This window comes from Pantoea sp. DY-5, from assembly GCF_019795955.1.
GTDB classification, from domain to species: Bacteria; Pseudomonadota; Gammaproteobacteria; order Enterobacterales; family Enterobacteriaceae; genus Pantoea; species Pantoea leporis.
In genome coordinates this window covers 386,770-405,671 of record NZ_JAIMIE010000004.1, presented here as the reverse complement: position 1 = coordinate 405,671, position 18,902 = coordinate 386,770, and the positions used below count along the sequence as shown (strand labels likewise).

Sequence of the window (18,902 nt, the reverse complement as noted above, 5' to 3'; positions counted from 1 at the left end):
ACCCTACAGGGTTTTGTAGGGTGCGCATTTATGCCGGCCCATCGAGGAGAAGAGTATGGCTGAGTTAAGTGTCAATAAAACCCCGTTTCATCTACATCACTGGCTGCCTGGGTTGCTGCTAACCATCGCAATTGCAGGTACAGCGGCGTGGTTAAGCAATCAGTCTTGGTTGGCCGGGGCCGGATTCGGTGCGCTGACGTTAGCGATTATTTTGGGCATCGTGCTCGGTAACACCCTTTATCCGCAGATGGCCGGCGCCTGTGACAGCGGCGTAATGCTGGCGAAACAGCGCTTGCTGCGCCTCGGCATCATCCTGTATGGCTTTCGTATTACCATACAGCAGATTGCTGATGTCGGTCTTAGCGGCGTATTGATTGATGTGATGGTTCTCAGCTCCACTTTCCTGCTGACCTGTTTTATCGGCATTCGTCTGCTGAAGATGGATCGCGAAACCGTGTGGCTGATTGGGGCGGGCAGCAGCATTTGTGGCGCGGCGGCGGTGCTGGCGAGTGAACCTATCGTTAAGGCTGCGCCGTCAAAAGTGGCGGTGGCTGTTGCGACTGTGGTGCTGTTTGGTACCCTCGGTATCGTCCTCTATCCGCTGCTGTGGTCGCTGCTGCCAACAGTTAGCGCGGAACATTTCGGTATCTTCACGGGTTCGACGTTGCATGAAGTGGCGCAGGTCGTTGCGGCAGGACACGCGATGGGTGCCGAGGCCGAAAACACCGCCGTAATTGCCAAAATGCTGCGCGTGATGATGTTAGCGCCCTTCTTGCTGATGCTGGGAAGCTGGCTGAAACGTCAGCGTAGCCACAACGCACAGCAACGAGCGATTCGTTTTCCCTGGTTCGCGCTGCTGTTTATTGTGGTGGCGCTGTTTAACTCGCTGCATCTGCTGCCTGCCAATATTGTTAGCACGCTGAATCAGCTGGCCAATCTGCTGCTGGCGATGGCGATGGCTGCGCTGGGTTTAACTACGCGCTTCAGCGCCCTGAAACAGGCCGGTTGTAAACCGTTGCTGCTGGGATTGGTGATGTTTGGCTGGTTAATTCTCGGCGGCGGAGCACTCAATGTGCTGGTGCAACATTTCATGGCGTAACCGCATCCGCTATGATGGGCAGCTTTGCAGCAGCAATCGCCCAATCAGGAGAGCGGCATGAAATATATCGGCGCACATGTCAGTGCATCAGGCGGCGTGGACCAGGCAGTTATCCGTGCCCACGAACTCGAAGCCACAGCCTTTGCGCTGTTCACCAAAAATCAGCGCCAGTGGAAAGCCGCACCGCTGTCAGGAGAAGTGATCGATGCGTTTAAAACCGCCTGCGATCGCTATAACTTCACCTCCGCGCAGATTCTGCCGCACGATAGCTATCTGATTAACCTCGGCCATCCGGTGATGGAAGCGCTGGAGAAATCGCGCGAGGCTTTCCTCGATGAGATGCAGCGTGCCGAGCAGTTGGGTTTGACCTTGCTGAACTTCCACCCGGGCAGCCATCTGAAGCAGATTGAAGAAGAAGCCTGCCTGAAGCGTATCGCCGAATCGATCAACATCGCGCTGGATAAAACCAGCAGCGTGGTGGCGGTGATTGAAAACACCGCTGGTCAGGGCAGCAATCTCGGTTTCCGCTTCGAGCACCTCGCCACCATTATTGAACACGTAGAAGATAAGTCGCGCGTTGGCGTGTGCATTGATACCTGCCACGCGTTTGCTGGCGGTTACGATCTGCGTACCGAAGAAGCCTGCGCCGAGACCTTCAGCGACTTTGAGCGCATCGTTGGTTTCCAGTATTTGCGCGGTATGCACCTGAATGATGCCAAGAGCACGCTGGGCAGTCGCGTTGACCGCCATCACAGTCTGGGTGAAGGCAATATTGGCAAAACGGCGTTTAGCTGGCTGATGAAAGATAAACGTTTTGACGGCATTCCCATGATTCTGGAAACCATTAATCCGGATATCTGGAAGGATGAGATTGCGTGGTTGAAGTCGGAGCAGCAGGGTTAAATATCTGATTAAAAAAAAGGGAGCCGCAGCTCCCTTTTTTATGTCTGACGAAGATTACGCGGCTTTAACCAGCTCTTCTTCCGGACGTTTCAGGATGGCGTAACCAAGTCCCGCTACCGCAGTACCAATCACAATCGCCAGCAGATAACCCAATACTGGAGTAATCGCGCCTGGAATCAGCAGGACGAACAGACCACCGTGCGGTGCCATCAGTTTCGCGCCAATCGCCATGGAAATCGCACCGGTTACCGCGCCGCCAATGATACAGCACGGCAGCACACGCATTGGGTCACGCGCCGCAAACGGAATAGCACCTTCAGAGATGAAGCACAGACCGAGCACCAGCGCCGCTTTGCCCCCTTCCTGCTGACCTTTGTTGAACTTACGACGCGCAACCAGCGTCGCCAGGCCCATCGCCAGCGGTGGCACCATACCGGCTGCCATAATGGCCGCCATCGGTGCGTAGGTTTGTGAACTCAGCAGACCAACACCAAACGCATAGGCCACTTTGTTCACCGGGCCGCCCATGTCGGTACACATCATGCCACCGAGAATCGCGCCCAGCAGTACCGCGTTCGCCGTGCCCATGTTGGCCAGCCAGGTTGTCAGGCCAGTCATGATGCCCGCAACCGGCTTACCTACCACGTAAATCATCAGCAAACCGGTAATCAAACTCGCCACCAGCGGAATGATCAGAATCGGCTTCAACGCTTCCATACTTTGAGGCAGTTTTACTTTGCTGCTGAGCATCTTCGCGGCGTAACCGGCAATGAAACCGGCGATGATGCCGCCAAGGAAACCGGCGTTAATGCTGGTCGCGATCATGCCGCCAATCAAACCTGGCGTCAGACCTGGACGATCCGCAATCGAGAAGGCAATGAAACCGGCTAACACCGGCACCATCAGCGCGAAGGCGCTGCCGCCACCGATCTGCATCAGTGCCGCCGCTAAGGTGCCCGGCTCTTTAAATGCGGTGATACCAAAGGCAAATGACAGCGCGATGCTCAAACCACCGGCAACCACCATCGGCAGCATGTACGAAACGCCAGTCAGCAGGTGACGATAGGCACCGGCTTTCTCTTTGCTGTCGCCCTGTGCGCTGGCCGCCTGATTGCCGCTCGGCTGATAGGTTTTCGCTTCGGCCTGCGCTTTATCCAGCTCCTGCGCGGTTTTCTTCAGCGCCAGACTGGTTGAGGTACGGTACATCGGCTTACCGGCAAATTTCGCCAGATCCACGTCAATATCGGCCGCGACAATCACCAGATCGGCCGCCGCCACTTCTTCTGGTGTGATCGCGTTGCCTGCACCCACTGAACCGCGGGTTTCCACTTTCACCCACCAGCCACGTTTGTTCGCTTCGGCCTGAATAGCTTCGGCGGCCATAAAGGTATGCGCCACGCCAGTTGGGCAGGCGGTCACCGCCACGATGCGTTTCTGAGCAGCGCTCTGCGCAGCTACTGGCGCGGCAGCGGTTGCAGCAGCAGGCTGCCAGGTTTTGGCACTCGCTTTGGCTTGATTGATTGCCGCCAGCGGATCGCGCAGCGCCTGCTGCACATCAACCAGCGCCAGCGATTTACCAGCCAGCTCTGCGTCGTTTGGCATATTGTGGCCAGCAACCAGCACCAGTTCAGCTTCGGCGGCATTGTTGGTCAGCGTCAGGCCAGCTTGTGCCGCCGTCGCGCGTAAACGTTCCAGCGCCAGATGTCCTGACGCCAGTCCCAGTGAAGAATCTTTTATCAGCAGCGTTTTCATTATCGCTCTCCTGCTGTTAGTTAACGGGTTGTAAGTCGACGCGCGCCATCATCGCGGCCAACTGGGTACGATCTTTCACGCCAACGTTGCTTTGGCTGACGGCCATCGCCGCCACTGCCGTCGCCAGACGCAGCGTGTGCTCGCTGGATTCACGCATCAGCAAGCCGTAAATCAGGCCGCCGACCATCGAATCGCCGGCACCGACGGTGCTGACCACTTCGCAGGCAGGCGGTTTGGCGATCCATTCGCCGGAGGCATTCACCCACAGCGCACCTTCCGCACCGAGAGAAATCACTACGTGCGCAATACCTTGCTCACGCAGTTCATGTGCAGCACCGATCACGTCCTGCAGCGCAGGCAGTTTGCGACCAGCCCAAATCTCCAGCTCGCGGCGGTTCGGTTTCACCAGCCACGGCGCGGCTTTCAGACCGGCGACCAGCGCTTCGCGGCTGCTGTCGAAGATGATGCACGGGCACAGCGTGCGCAGATCGCTCATCCATTTGGTGAAGGCTTCTGGCGCCACGCCGGCTGGCAGGCTGCCGCTGACGCACACCATGTCGAACTGGCCGAGCCAGGTGAGAGAATCGGCGGTGAAGCGCTCCCAATCCTGCGCGGTGACCTCAAAGCCAGAGAAATTCAGGTCGGTCACATCGCCGTCTTTTTCGGTCAGCTTAACGTTAATACGCGTACGGCCCTGCACCACCTGAAAACGGTTGGCGATGCCGAGTTCGCTGAACAGCTGCTGAAAGCCGTCCTGATTCTCTTTGCCGAGGAAACCGCCGACGGTGACATCGATACCGAGATCCTTCAGCACTTTGGCAACGTTGATGCCTTTACCCGCCGCGTGCAGGCCGGTGGTTTTCACCAGGTTAACTTCGCCGCGCTCAATTTCTGGCGTGTATCCGACCAGATCGTAAGCCGGGTTTAAGGTAATTGTTGCGACACGACGGCTCATGCAACCCCCTCGCCTAAACCAGAATTGATCGCTTCTTCAATTGCGTTCAGCGCCTGCTGTGCATCTTCGCCGCTGGCGGTGAAGCGCAGGCGATGGCCTTTTTTCACACCGAGCGCAACGACTTTCATCAGGCTGCGGCCGTTAGCAGGCTTACCGCTGCCATCGAGATTAGTTACGGTGATGTCGCTGTTGAACTGTTTGATGACGGTCACCAGCGCCGTGCCCGGACGCGCGTGCAGACCGTGTTCGTTGCGGATGGTGAATTCAGCGGTCAGCAGCTCGGCAGCTTCATCGACTTCGCTGGTCAGCAGCGCCAGGATACCGGCGGCATCGGCTTTCAGCAGACGTTCAGCTTTGTTGCTCAGCAGCAGATTGCTGAGATAGCCCAGCACTTCCAACGGACGCTGATCGTTAGCCGCCACGGTCAGCAACAGCGCGACGTTTTCGCCCTGATGCTGGAATGGCGCTGCCGCGCGGCTTACGGCCACTGCGCTGCCGAGATTGCCGTTGGCGCTGTCGCTCAGCCAGATGCCCTGACCGAGGCTCAGTGGGGCGCGGGAAATCACGTCAGCAATAAAGGATGCGTCCACCGCGCCTGCAGCCTGCAGACGTCCGGCGTTCAGTGCCTGTAACGTGATTAAATCGCTGGCCGCCACATCAACGGCAATCAGCGAGGTATCGAATTTGAATTCTGCCGCCTGGTTTTCGCCCATCAGCAGCGCACGCAGATCTTCCGCCGAGGCGGTTTTCAGCTGTTCAGCAATGCTGTCATCACTTAATACGTGAGTGAGCTGGCGCAGCAACGCGAGGTGTTCATCCGATTTAGCGGCAATACCGATCGCCACATACGCCGTTTGCCCTTCGCCCCAATCCACGCCCTGCGGGAACTGATAAACCTGGACACCGGTTTTCAGCACGAGGTCGCGGGTGTCGGTGGTGCCGTGCGGAATGGCGATGCCGTTACCCAGGAAAGTGGTGGTTTGCTGTTCGCGCGCCAGCATGCCGTTAACGTAGCCTTCGGCCACATTGCCTGCAGCGGTTAACGCAGCGGCAACCTGACGAATGGCCTCTTCTTTATTCTGTGCGCTAGCACCGGTATGAATGGCCTGAACTTCGAGCTGGAACATATCTCTCCTCGCTTACTGTATTGAATCGTTTCAGCTAGATGATGTAAAAAGATGCTATGCATCGCGGACTTAGCCGGAATGGCAACGCTGAAACGTTTCAGGGAATATGGTACAGCCACGTACAGCAGGCAAGAAAATGCGCGATCTGAGTAGCAGATTTTTGACGTTCCGCACACTTCATGTTGGATTTAAGATTTTTACCGGCAGGCAGGCTGATGCTTTTGCTGTACAGACCAACGGCATTAAACCCAATTCTTCAGCTATGCGTCAGCAGTGCTTCAGGGCGCCGTCTCGGCTTCCAGTTTAAGCAGAAATGTCATGGCGCTATCACGGCTACTGCCGCACATTTCGGCGCTGGGCTGTAAGCCAGCACAGACCGCCGGACGCAGCGGTGAACCAAAGATTTTGCAGCGCTGTTGCTCATCAAGCTGTACGCAACGCGTGTTGGCCGGCTTGCCTATAATATCATTATTCACTGTTTAAATTTCACAACCCCACTGTTAACATTTCCAGACTGTTTTTCAGTGCGCGTCGACCAAAGGTAACTATCTTTATGAAACCCAAGCTGTATTCGTATGTGCGTTTTTCCTCTGCGAAACAACGAGAAGGTAACTCATTGGAGCGTCAGCAAGATATCGCTCTGAAAATTGCGACCCGCTTTGATTTAGAACTTGATACAACAGCTTTTCATGATTTGGGTATGTCCGCGTTCAAGGGTAAGAATGCAGATAAAGGAAAGCTATCAGAGTTTATCAAACAAATTGGGGTTAAAGTCCCAGTTGGATCGTGGTTGGTCGTAGAAAATCTTGATCGTTTGAGCCGTGATGACGCCTGGAGTGCTTTAGATCTATTCAAAAGCATTCTTAGCAAAGGAATAGTTGTCGTCACAGGAATGGATGAAAAGATTTACAGATACTCAGACGTTAAAAACAATCCGACCGATCTGATCATCTCTTTGTTGATGTTTACTCGCGCACACGATGAATCCTTAACAAAAAAGAATCGGGTTGAAGCTCAGGCCCGCTCCTTGATAAGAGAGAATCTTGCCAGAGAGCCCGGAACACCTGCAAAGGCCATAGAATCAGTCGGTCAGAACGTTTGGTGGGTGGACACTAAATCAGGTCAAGTACTCCCTCACACTATGTATTTCTTAGCAGCACAAAAGATTATCGAACTAAAACAGAGCGGTGAAACGCTGCTCGGTATACAGCGATATCTTAATGAACATTACCCTGCCCCCAAAAAGAGGGTTTATAAAGATGCAACAGGCCAAGCGAAACCCCCTAAAACGGACAAATGGGGCAAGCACTTAATTCGAACATTCTTAAATCCTACTGTTCATGGGCAAAAGGTTTTTACGCTTGATAAGCGCGATGAATCGGGTTCTGTTGTATACGAATCAGATTCAGAAGAGCCATTGAAAGAAACGTTCGCTATTCCTGACTACTATCCAGAATTGATGTCAGAAATTGATTATCTGACCCTATCAAAACTAGACCGACACAGGGCAATTACCCGTAGTTCCTCGAAATACCCAGAGGGCAACCCTGAACCCGAGATCCCGCTTCTATCAGGTATTGGCATTCTGTTTTGCGGAAAGTGTGGATCTTTCATGTTCAAATCGGGTTCGAACTTAAACAAATACCGTTATATCTGCGGCTCAAAGATTGTTCAGGGTAAGCCTTGCGGTAAGAAAGGCTTTACGTCATATCAGCTTGAGCACACTGTTTTGCAACTAATAGCTGATCACGTTTGGAACAACCATCAAGAAGATAAAACTGCTTGGTTTGAATCTGAGATTGAAAAAATTTCAGGCGCTGTTAAGAAACTGCTAAAGCTAGCAACTTTAACGGACAGCATTGAGGAACTAGCAGAGCAGATTAACTCGAACAAGCATAAAATCACCACGCTTGAAAAGGAATTTCAGCAGTACAAAATTAATCGTTCTGAGATTCAAACTACGGGCTGGGAGAAATTCCAACACTTCGATGTTAATGACACTAAAAATCCTGAACGTAAGAGGATTAGATTGAAGGTGAAGCAAGCAATCAAAAGAATTAATTGTCATGACCTTAATGAGCGACATGGTTACTTTGAGTTGATTTTTTCTGACGATACCAAACAAAGAATTGTAATAAAATTCAACCGCAACCGTTCGCCTGGAGTTTCGTATGTTGAATCTCAAACAGTTAACGATCATAACTTACTAAAAATGCAGGGCCTTGTATTGCACTCCTTCATTGATGAACTTATTTCGCCTGAAAAATTTGCGCAGCATATTAAAGAAACGCATGAAATCAGCATTCTAAACCCGACATTTATAACTGAACTGGAAAATGATATGTGCCGGAGCGAAAGCGATGGAGTAGCAATAAAGGTGGATAGCACTACAAGCAAATCATATGCAACTGTTAATGGCATTCAGTACGAAATCAACTCTCTGGAAGATTTAGAAAAACTTCCACTATAAATCACTTCCCCTTGTCAGATGACAAGGGGAAACAAGCCACCCCCTCCATAAAGCCTATCCATACCTCTGCTACATCAAAGCCTATCTTAGGCTTTACATGCCAATATTGATCGTTTTTATAGATCAATAATCCATTATTGATAGATTAAACAGATCAATGTAGGATTATCATTCTTAGACAATTTTTCCTTAAAACCATACTCATGGGATGAGTGCTCTGCCCGATTGAGTGCTAGAGGATAGAGGCATCCAGAATGAAACCCATCATAAAAATATTAAAAATCATACTCTCAGGCGTCATTGTCATTTCAGGAGCAACCGCCGCCCCTAGTTCCGTTTACTTCCTACCAGAGGCAAAATCAGCAGGTGTCGCCAGCAGCGACCAAAAAGCCCTTATGTTTCTCGGGATGGACAGAGAAGCAAATCTAAAGGGGATATGTTTCGTTATGGCTAAGAGATCACCCTCAATCGTGCCGCTAGTAGAAGTTACTGCTAATACTGATAACGCCAGTTTCAACATGCATGGACTACGCCCAAAGAATAATGACGCTACTAAGGAGTTAGTCTGCTCACTTGGCTCAGAAGCTGGGGATTTCTTGACTGGTATTTCAAAATCAACTGTAGTCAATGTGAAGATGAATTTTAATGGTGAGATTCGTAGTTATAGCTTCAACACACAAGAATTCGGAAAAATGTTGACTGCAAATGGGCAACCCGTGTGGGAAAAAGCAGCAAATGACTATAATCAAGGGGTCCGCGCACCTATTTTCTATGATAAAAGTAGTGAATCTCCTTAGAGCAATACTTTTAACCCACTTATCGAAAATTGTAATAATGAAGCAATCCAAAAGAAATTTTAGTTCTGGTTCAAAACATGGCCCTGCAATACGAAAATGCTTATTCGCTTCTAAAAAATAATTGATAAATCAAAAACATAGATGAACGTTAACCAGAAATGGCATATCGACATGACCAACAAACGCATTGGTAAACTGGAGTTTAAAAATTAAAAGAAAAACTCTAACTTTGGTTAATAAAAATGATTGGGTGACTTCACATTCTAATCATACTTATAAAGGAAAATACATAGTTGGGAAGTTTATCCTGACTGATATTTTTATCCTTGAATATATGAAAATGATACATAGAATTGAAATACCGGATGCATGGATCAATGGATTTTTCACTGACATATCAGATACCGAGACCCGTAAGATTATGTATATGATAAGTTGCGATCTGTTATCCAATAACGCATTAAATGAGATCAGAAACGCAGTGAAGTCTCCGTCGGAAGATGTAAAAATTTATCGCGAAGGAAATAAGATAGTTAAGATGAAAATTATGGAAAATAACAATGAAATCACGAATTAAATGTCGCATACAAAAACCAGTCATAACTGTTGCTATTGCATTCAGTTTTTACTTTTTTCAGGGAATCGAACTAACCCAATACCAAGCCAAATCAAGTGAAGTAAAGCCGAATTTGAACGCAGATACTGAATCCTTACATCAAACCTCGAAATTATCCAGACCGCCTATTATCGATATACTCCCGAGGCTCTATACAGCAGAAGAAGTTTATTCACAATTTAAAGAACATGAATTTAGGGCAACTAACAATTTTAAAAAGTGTCGATTAATGGTTACAGGTATAATAAAAAGCATCGGCACTGCTACATTCAGTAAAAACCCGTTAGTCACTTTGGATATTTCTGGTTCGAAGGAAGGAATGAAATTTATTTTTGAAAATACGGATTATGATAACGATAAGGTAGCTACGTTAAACGTGGGAGACACAGTAATTATAGCCGGATGGAATGCACGCCCTGGTACATTTGAGGGTATTTTTTTAGACAACTCACAAATTATGACTGATATGGTTTCAAAGAAGAAAAGACAAATATTGGCTATAAATGGTGGGATCTATGATCGGGAAATTTGCTATAAGTAAGGCTCAATACGTGCTTGAAATGCAGGGGCTCCCCCCCTGCATCACTAACCAGAAAATTAAATGATTTAATCAAAACATCTTGTACTCTTTCGGATTCGAAAAAATCACCTTAACAATAAGTCAGGGACGTATCCCAAAACATCAGGCATCTTCGGAACTGCTGTTTGTCATGTATCATAAACTGTATCTCACTTTGTATCGCATGGGCAATTCCCACTGACCTGCAACTTCATCTCCTTCCTAAACTCTTTCGTTCAGTAATGTGTTCTGAAATTCTCATAATCAATAATCTCTTTCAGATTAGATGGGGAAAATTGATCAATTAGCTATATAGACTGTAAAAATTATGAATTCATTGTGTGATTCGAAGGTTGGTGCGCGTACTGCTAGAGGCCGTCATTACTGAGCAGATGGACAAACAAAAGGTGTAATCTTAGATCCGCTACGTGGGTTATTAATGTGACAGTGTGGATGATGTTCAGACTGCTTTCTTAAAGGATGAAGTCACGGTTAGTTGCGACAAGGTATACAGATTCAAAATCAAATATGAGCGAGGTGGGGTCAAAGTTGAAGTAGACAGTTGATATGGCAAGTAGCGTTCTAGTGATTGATTAGAGATATATCCTCAAACTTGAATATGCCTATCATAATCGAAGGACGCCACTACAGTAACATTTAACTGGCTTTAGCCCGGCACCGTTCGGTAACCGGCTTGTTTGTTTGGATTTAAGTCAATACACTTCTTTAACCAGCTTCAGGTAAGAATCAAACACCCTACCTCGAACATTACACTTCGCAGAAAGATAACACTGACCTTGTGTTAGACCTGTCCTACAGAGTCACATCGTTTGTCATACTTGTAGCCAATTTTAATAAAAGGTACTTTATTTCAATACTTTGATAAACAATTCCCCACAAGACTTGCTCATAAGAAAAATCGGAGATATAACCTTTTATTGCATAGTTTCCTTCCCGCGGTTCGTGGGTATAGTGGGTTAGTCAAAGGCCACATTCACCGATATTTGTAGTCTGGGATATCCTCCAATTCTAATCTAGGACGGAATTTTCAATTTTTCCGTTATTTTCAAAAGGGATTACGGCAGATGGATAAAGATTGGATACTTCAAAAGAAAGAGACTCGACGTACGTTTTCCAAATCAACTTGGATACCCTTGCGGCAATCGTCAGATAATAAGCAAGGAAATGTCAAAGATGTAGGCTACATCAATGAATTTTTTGGATGTGGTTCAGTTGCATTCCCACCAGAGAGTCGAGAGGTCGCCGAAAGCTTGAGCTGGAGCGAAATAGGGATTGGCACCACGATAGCGCCTTACGCTTACGAGGATGGATATTATTCAGCTATTGATGAGTATCAATATAATGATAGAGAACCAATAGGCACCCATCTAGTTTTGGAATTGCCGCTGCCAGTAGTTGGAGGAAGACAATGGATACTCAATCCTGACCTTGTTGCAGCACTTCGCCTCATCAAAGAAGGAGAGAAATGGGTTAGACCGGAAGAAAATTTTGTAGTTGTCGCTCGTGAAGTTCTCGATAATGATGGCGAACAACGTTCAATCGAGATCAAGAGAGAGTTTTTGCTCGATTATTTAGCAGCCAGGAAGCTATCGTTACGACTTTCTTACTACCGTCAAAGAGTGGAAAATGTCGCCGCCCTTGAAACAAGCCTGTATGCAAATTTGAAGAGTCACCAAGAAAAGCGCGACAGTGGACGATACGAGTTACTAATTCGCGAAATCAATGACGTATTTGGCGGTGGTTGGGCTCTGTTCCGGGCATGGAGAACGGATGTTGACGAAGATGAAGATGCACCCGTGATGGGGCCTGAAACTGATGAAAATACCGATTATGAAAAATCTCAAGGGCAAAAAGGAGGTTATAAAGGTGTTCGCGTTGAGGGTAATTTCTGGCGAGATGAATGGATTGAACATCAAGGAATCAGTACACGCGTAAGAGGAGATGCAGATAAAAACCTACCATCCTTCATCGTTGATACCGATGGAACTCGTTTGGCATCAGTCGAATTAAATAATGAAGATGTCGGAAGATGGTTGTGGTTCCGTCCCAGTATAGTAAACGAGCTTCTTACTCTTCGAGGTTTTTCACTTCGATGGTTTTCATCAGAAACTGGAGGGATCATTTCTACTTCCGGGTATTCAACCCATTTCGGTATAAATTCCTCCGATTTAATAACCATCTACGCTTATGATGTGGCCCGCCTTCCGGCTTGGGAGCAACATATATGGGCTGCGCACAACTTAGCTCCTGATGGGAAGGTTTCAAGTGAGCTTTTGGAATCTCAGGTGAAAGCCAAACCAGTATCAACCCATGCAGTCGAAGAGCTTTTTTTCAAAGTCATTGATTTGCTTGAAGTTGGCTTTAAAGAAGTACTTAACGTTCCTATTTTCACGCATGAAATTGATCGAAATGAGTCTTTGAAGCAAGTTTCCCGCTTCGCCAGTAAAGATCAGGCATCCCTTTTGAGGTTAGCAAAAGAACTTGTACGTGTTTTTTCTGATCGGTTGGATATACGCGAGCTTCGTAAACTTTCGACACACGACAATAAGGCTAAACTAGGTTCTAATAAACTGCTTGAAGATGTATTGGCCCAAAAAATTGGACAAGAGAAAGCTCGTAAAATTTTTGGTCCCATAGCAGGGGCGTACGATATGCGAGTGGGCGATGCTCACCCTACTAGTTCGAAAATCGGGGATGCATTAAGGCTCGCAGCTATTGATGATAGCAATTCATATTTGAAGCAAGGCGAACAACTAATATCCAATTTTGGTCAATCAATTTGGTGGATTGGAAAGCTACTGTTCGAAGAAGAATCAATACGGTGATATCGCTAAAGCTGCGGTGCATGATAGGCATCAGTTAATGTGTAATCAATCGCTGCTCTTTTCGAAAAAACTTTGCTTGTGTCGCTTTAACAATTCCCTAAATGGTATCAAAAATCGTTCATTTAACGATACGACTAAAGACACCATATGTCAGTATCATAAAGTCAGCCTATCAATTTAATGAAACCACCTAGCGAATATGATACCGTTTATTGATACTGATAAGGAGAATATTATGGGCCGCATCTTTGCATATTGCCGCGTTTCAACTGATGAGCAAACGACCGAAAATCAAATCATGGCAATTCAACATGCTGGGTATCATGTAATGGAACATCGTGTCATATCTGAAGTAGTATCAGGAGGAGTGCAGGCAATGAAGCGTAGAAATTTTGCCGATTTGGTTAACCATAAGCTTGAGAGGGGAGATCAGTTAGTTGTATTGAAACTAGATAGGCTAGGCCGTAATAACATTGACGTGCAGCAAACAATTGCAATGCTGATTGAGAGGGGAATTGATGTTGTTTCACTAGATCTTCCCGTTCGTAACCTTGCCTGCGCAGAGGGAAGATTGCTGTTGCAAATGTTCTCCGCATTCGCTGAATTTGAGAAATCCCGAATCATAGAGCGAACTAAAGAAGGATTGGAACGCGCTAAGAAGGAAGGAAAGAAACTCGGACGCCCTATTGCAATTAATACATTTAAACGCGTGCAAGAAGCGAAATCATTAGGGATTAGTCAGTCAAAAGCTGCGCTCAAGCTAGGATTGAGTCTACCTACTATTAAAAGAAACTGGCGCATGAAAGAATGATGCTTTCAAAAATCACCTTCTTCAGCTATTAAAACCAAAAACTTAAAGGCTAATTTTAAATCATTCACCACCTCATTTAAGAGGCAGTGATACTAACGGCTAAAAAAACTATTAGTTTTTTCTATCGATTTGTTGGTCTTTAAGATATCGAAGCATATCCATAGCATCTTTAAGTCGACGCTCAATAGAGCTAATAGCGGGAATAATTTCTGGCTGATGAACGTTGCTTTTAGATGAGATACTAGATGAAGATGTGCTAGTTCCTCCTCTATTAACTATAACTTCAACATTTATGCCCCAAGCGATTTCAACTCTTTGTCTATTCCCTAATGATTTTGTATTATCATTAATCCTCGAGTACATATAAGCTTCTTCGAAAGATATGTCACAATCAGGACGTTTGAAAGGATCCAACATCTCTGTTAAACGAGAAATAAGTTTCCATCCAATCCCGTTGTATGATGATAAAATGTCAGGTGCGGCTGATGTTCCATTCAAAACTCCGAGCAATAAAACCAGTTCAGGCAAAGCTGATACCGACTGACCGAGCAATGCAACTTGGTTCGCTAGTCCACTGGTAGTCTGTGTGAGTAGCTTAGCAAAAGGAAGATAGTCCAAGGACTCATCCGCATGATTCTTGATAAGTTTTGGTATAATATAATCAATTACTTTAACCAAATCTTCCTTAGGCTTACGGTTAAACCCAGGTTCATTAAGTAGTTTTTTTAAATAATCATTTTCAAGTGAATCAGGTTCAAAAATAAGCTCAGGATTTCGATGTTCGACATCTGATGATTTTAAATAAGAATCTTGATTAACAAGCATATAGGCTGACAATACGGATTTTGTTACCCGATTTTGTTCACTCGCTTGTGCAAGACCGCGAGCTTTTGTCCATCTGTCAGATATCTCTTTAGCATCTATTTTTAGCCCACGATTTTCCGCCAAAAATATTGAGAATGACACAGTACTTAAGCAAGACTTCAATTCAATACGATCTGAAAAATTTCCGGAAGATGTCCTCGCGATAACTTCAGCTAAAATTATTGCTACTTGTCGACTAACTATTTCAAGGTGGCTATTGAATTTGTTAATTACTGTTTTAGGTAATGCCTTGACTTGATATGGTTCTACAAGTCTGATAATCCCTGATAGAGGCCCAATATCTTTCATGAAAGCTGCGGACCATGCACAAAGATCTGATAAAGCCTCGGGCGAGCCGACAATGAAATGTGGTAGAGGGTTGAGGTAATCACGCTCACTTTTCCAAACAGCTATGAGCTCATATGCAATAAACTTTTCATTTGCGAGTCGCGAAAGCGATATGCTTTGCTCTGGAACAATTTCACCTTGAAGCAGTTCTGGAAGCCTATCTCTTTCGAAACGAGCTATACTAACTTTAATTTCGCGCATTGAAGATACTCGTCCAATCAGTTATTACTGCTTGCTCTTTATATGGTTCAAGTGCTGCATTTAAATATCCTGGTAATTGTCCATCGTGATAGATAGATAATGAGGATTTAGCACGGGTAACACCTGTGAAAGCAACACGTTTCTGGTTCGCACCGCATGACCTGACAGTCTCAGCAGCGGCAAAATGCACGGCTTGAAACTCTAGTCCTTTCGCACCGTGAACAGTCGATAAGCAAATAGGCCTACTTACATCCAAAGGAAAATAACCCTCATCGCTACTTTGAACCGTCAACAAGTCACCGAGCCCTAAGTCACGTAAGGAACCAGCTATAAAAGCCACATCTTCACGTCTGGGAGCAAAAACACCTATTAGTTCACCTCGATAAGCCCTGACCTGCCCTGCTAAGCGTTCACCAATAAGATTTGCTTGGTCTGATAAATTACCATTATAAACGCGAACCATCTCATTATTTGCTTCTAACGGATACCTACTAGACGGTGCAATACGTTCATATCCACTGGTAAACGTTTTTCCAATCGAGTCGGCAAGATCACAAATCTGGTGGCTGCACCGATAATGAAAGTTTAATGTTTTCACATCATCAACTATATCGGTAAATCTGTCGGCTGCTGTCCCACCTGCATAAATCATCTGTCGAGAATCGGTAGTAAGAAATAGATCCCGAGTAAGAGCTCGAAGAGCCTGTATTTCCTGAGCATTGTGATCTTGGGCTTCATCCACAAAAATGGCATCATATATTGGGCCATTAGTTTTTTTATGAATATTAATCAGAGCCTGTAATGCTTCTTCCCTCCCGCTCTCATATGAGGCATTTTTGTCTAAAGTAATGCCTGCTTCACGGGCCATTTCTGTAACTAAACCACGACTAGTGAAAACGCTATTGGGATCAAGTCCATAGGCTTGCGCTCCAGATCGGATAAACTCAGCAAGGCTTCGATTTAACACCACCACAGCAATGTTGCGTCGAAGAGAGGTTAAATATGCAGCACGCATCAATAAAAGATTGGTTTTTCCTGAACCAGGTGGCCCTCTTAGAACGAAGCTACCATCAGGAGGCAAGCTCATTATATTGCGCTGATCTTCATCTAATTCATTCGCACTGCGCCACCATGTTTGCATAGCTTCCTTTCTCATGTAATTTGTATTGATGTGCCAATTTTAGGGTTTGGATTAGACATAGCGTTGGCAACTAGTTCGTATAACATTTGTTCTAGATTACCAGAGATATCTTCGATATCTGAACGAAGAGTGCCTACTCGATTACACTTTGCGTTTGCATCCAATTGCCCCCAAGTTCCCGCTGCCTCTACAATGGCCGTCTGTTGATCCACTGGAGTTGCCACAACAGTTAGGCGTGCACCTTTACATAACTGATGTTGAGTAGAACCTTCAAACTCAGCCCAAACAATAACTTTATCAGTCTGAATATAATAGTCTACCAAGGCTCTAGGTAAGTCACTGTTCTTTAAGCATAATTTACGCAAAAAATCCCTTATTGAAAGAGCAATCGCTTTTAACTGATGGTGAAATACTCCTTTAGAAACTGGCTCAGTCTCTAAAACTACCCCACTACCACTCTGCATATAGGCCCTAATCCGATCACGAGCATCTTGTTTATGTGTCACTGTCATATCAAATGAATTCCAGTTAACAAGACGCAGGCGGGTTTGCCAATCTTTTTGAAGACAATCGCGAGCAAGGTTTATCAAGCGTTGATCTACGTCGATAGCATCAATAATTACTGACTGATTAGTAACGCTATCAATCAGTTTAGCCATAGGTCCCGACACATTATCAAACATGCGTCTTCCCATTATTAAATCGTGTAGAACTGCGCCTATCTGGTAAAAAGTAATAGCGCGATATCCCTCTCTAGTACCTTCTTCACTGCGCCATACAAACTCTGGCGGGCTGTACCGAATAGTGCCGATGAAGTTGTCTCCAGTTCCAGCATCCTTAGAGTCATTTGGATTCATAGGCATCAAAATCCCCAAGTCAAGCAAGATTGCTCTTTCAAAATCGGGAGTGATGACAATATTCTCAGGTTTAATATCCCTGTGGCAAATATCCAATTCCTCAAGAAATTGTGCTGCTTGAGCTACCTGAACAATAATCTTTAATATGTTTTCACGAGGAAGAGGCTCATCGATTTCATCAAGATTTTTGAATGGCAGGTACTCCATTGCAACAAAAAGCAACTTCGTATCAGCACACCTTCCGCCATCGTAAATTTTGACTAAGTTAGGGTGGTTTTTGCCGACAAGCTTTTGTTCGTAGCTGATCCTAGTTTCTTGTTTTTCAGGGCCGTACTTAGCCTCCAAATCAGGATCAATGATTTTAAGGGCTATTTTTAGACCATCGCGAAACCCTTCAACAACTAGGGCGGAGCCTCCACTACCGAGAAATTTGCCAACTCTCCAGCTGCCTACCTTTTTATCTTTAAGGCTTTCTACCATTCGTTTAGCTTTAGCTTTATCCATATGCATCTCACAAATTTAATCAATCTAATCCCTACCAATGGCTCTAACCATGAAACTAGGAAATTGAACGATTTGCAATAATGCTGAATTGGAAAAGTGTTGGGAGTTTATGCGAGAAGCGCATACTGCATAGATTAAAGTCAACGTGAGCTGCTTGCATACAAGTTTGGGCAGATAGTTTTAGTTAAGGTTTCTTGCATCTGCTCACAACGCCCTCTATCCGGAATGCCTCTAAGCCTCCTCAGAGAGCCTATGGACGACGGTAATGACTCAGGCAATGCAGTGATACTAGTTAGATAAGGAGGCTCTTAAAATGGCTTAAAGGAAGGATAAACATTAATGTTAGTTTGGCTGTTTCATATTGAGTTTTGAGGTCGAAAAAATCCTCTGGCCTTCTCCTAATGAAACCTTGCCACGATTTTTCGCGAGATATGATAGACGTTCAACTAAATCCACCAATGAAGCATGATCACCTTGCTTAAGAGCGTAGCGACCATCAGGTAAATGAACTCGACCAATACCACTTGTCAATTCTTCCCACAACTCACTAATAATTCCAACCATACCACTATTGCGGAAACCAGCGGTATCAACTTGGAAATGCGGAAGGGCAATCCAGCAATGGTAATGAACCTGAGCAGCAGACTCCCTCTCTCTCACCCAGCCGTAGGCGAACTTTTTTATTGGTTGCTTGTTCCAAGCCTTCTTTTTAAAACGACCTCTTAAACGCCCAAAAAGCTCGCTAACTAAATCATTACTTTGACTTACGGACATACCCTCTGGAACTGATAGGTCGAATCTGAAGGCAAACACCTTGCTATAGTGGGATTGAATGGCACGCAGCTGCTTGATGAACGCATCAATAATTTCCCTTCTAATCGGGTGATGGCCTTTTTTCTGCGGATCAAAATTCAAACGGTATAGCAAACCACCCAAAACATATTCTGAGGATACAATGAGGCTGTAACGGCCATTATCTCGATGGTTGGTTATTTTTTGCTCAGGCAACAAGAAGGGATCTAGAGACACTTAACTAACACCACTTAATAGAT

General features: G+C 45.9%; 15 protein-coding genes. 7 read left to right on the top strand and 8 right to left on the bottom strand.

Annotation, left to right across the window (positions count from 1 at the left end; translation table 11 throughout):
* Positions 1-55: 55 nt before the first annotated feature.
* Both K5Y30_RS15530 and nfo read left to right on the top strand, forming a co-directional pair.
* Positions 56-1,099: a YeiH family putative sulfate export transporter gene (locus K5Y30_RS15530; RefSeq protein WP_222212013.1), complete on the top strand. Its 1,044-nt coding sequence runs from the start codon at positions 56-58 to the stop codon at positions 1,097-1,099.
* Positions 1,100-1,156: 57 nt separating this feature from the next.
* Positions 1,157-2,002: a deoxyribonuclease IV gene (nfo, locus tag K5Y30_RS15525; protein ID WP_101763704.1), complete on the top strand. Its 846-nt coding sequence runs from the start codon at positions 1,157-1,159 to the stop codon at positions 2,000-2,002.
* Between the two features lie 54 nt (positions 2,003-2,056).
* Here nfo and fruA read toward each other — a convergent pair whose 3' ends face one another.
* The 4 genes from fruA to K5Y30_RS15505 form a co-directional block, all read right to left on the bottom strand.
* Positions 2,057-3,754, bottom strand: coding sequence for a PTS fructose transporter subunit IIBC (fruA, locus tag K5Y30_RS15520; protein WP_222184703.1), 1,698 nt, complete (start codon positions 3,752-3,754; stop codon positions 2,057-2,059).
* Positions 3,755-3,770: 16 nt separating this feature from the next.
* On the bottom strand, positions 3,771-4,709 hold the full coding sequence (fruK, locus tag K5Y30_RS15515; protein WP_101763702.1) for a 1-phosphofructokinase: 939 nt from the start codon (positions 4,707-4,709) through the stop codon (positions 3,771-3,773).
* Positions 4,706-5,836: a fused PTS fructose transporter subunit IIA/HPr protein gene (gene fruB / locus K5Y30_RS15510; protein ID WP_101763701.1), complete on the bottom strand. Its 1,131-nt coding sequence runs from the start codon at positions 5,834-5,836 to the stop codon at positions 4,706-4,708. The genes fruK and fruB overlap by 4 nt, the downstream gene beginning before the upstream one ends.
* Before the next feature lie 278 nt (positions 5,837-6,114).
* Positions 6,115-6,312 (bottom strand): Fe-S-cluster oxidoreductase, encoded by a 198-nt coding sequence (locus K5Y30_RS15505; RefSeq protein ID WP_370634203.1) that lies wholly within the window; start codon positions 6,310-6,312, stop codon positions 6,115-6,117.
* A 77-nt stretch (positions 6,313-6,389) separates the two neighbouring features.
* Between K5Y30_RS15505 and K5Y30_RS15500 the strand changes: the two genes are divergently transcribed.
* The 5 genes from K5Y30_RS15500 (at position 6,390) to K5Y30_RS15480 (ending at position 13,935) form a co-directional block, all read left to right on the top strand.
* Entirely contained in the window at positions 6,390-8,306 is a 1,917-nt protein-coding gene (locus K5Y30_RS15500) for a recombinase family protein (protein ID WP_222212012.1), read from the top strand.
* 254 nt (positions 8,307-8,560) lie between these two features.
* Complete coding sequence (locus tag K5Y30_RS15495) at positions 8,561-9,103, top strand: DUF1311 domain-containing protein (protein ID WP_255606670.1); 543 nt, start codon at positions 8,561-8,563, stop codon at positions 9,101-9,103.
* 560 nt (positions 9,104-9,663) lie between these two features.
* Positions 9,664-10,260, top strand: coding sequence for an OB-fold putative lipoprotein (locus K5Y30_RS15490; protein ID WP_222212010.1), 597 nt, complete (start codon positions 9,664-9,666; stop codon positions 10,258-10,260).
* 1,103 nt (positions 10,261-11,363) lie between these two features.
* Positions 11,364-13,124, top strand: coding sequence for a hypothetical protein (locus K5Y30_RS15485; protein ID WP_222212008.1), 1,761 nt, complete (start codon positions 11,364-11,366; stop codon positions 13,122-13,124).
* 235 nt (positions 13,125-13,359) lie between these two features.
* Positions 13,360-13,935: a recombinase family protein gene (locus K5Y30_RS15480; RefSeq protein WP_222212006.1), complete on the top strand. Its 576-nt coding sequence runs from the start codon at positions 13,360-13,362 to the stop codon at positions 13,933-13,935.
* A 111-nt stretch (positions 13,936-14,046) separates the two neighbouring features.
* Here K5Y30_RS15480 and K5Y30_RS15475 read toward each other — a convergent pair whose 3' ends face one another.
* From K5Y30_RS15475 to K5Y30_RS15460, 4 genes are all read right to left on the bottom strand, one after another.
* Positions 14,047-15,348: a hypothetical protein gene (locus tag K5Y30_RS15475; protein WP_222212004.1), complete on the bottom strand. Its 1,302-nt coding sequence runs from the start codon at positions 15,346-15,348 to the stop codon at positions 14,047-14,049.
* Complete coding sequence (locus tag K5Y30_RS15470) at positions 15,335-16,489, bottom strand: ATP-binding domain-containing protein (protein ID WP_222212002.1); 1,155 nt, start codon at positions 16,487-16,489, stop codon at positions 15,335-15,337. Before K5Y30_RS15470 ends, K5Y30_RS15475 begins: the two co-directional genes overlap by 14 nt.
* 11 nt (positions 16,490-16,500) lie before the next feature.
* Positions 16,501-17,850 (bottom strand): protein kinase, encoded by a 1,350-nt coding sequence (locus K5Y30_RS15465; protein WP_222212000.1) that lies wholly within the window; start codon positions 17,848-17,850, stop codon positions 16,501-16,503.
* A 342-nt stretch (positions 17,851-18,192) separates the two neighbouring features.
* On the bottom strand, positions 18,193-18,879 hold the full coding sequence (locus K5Y30_RS15460) for an inovirus-type Gp2 protein (protein WP_222211998.1): 687 nt from the start codon (positions 18,877-18,879) through the stop codon (positions 18,193-18,195).
* Between the last annotated feature and the right edge of the window lie 23 nt (positions 18,880-18,902).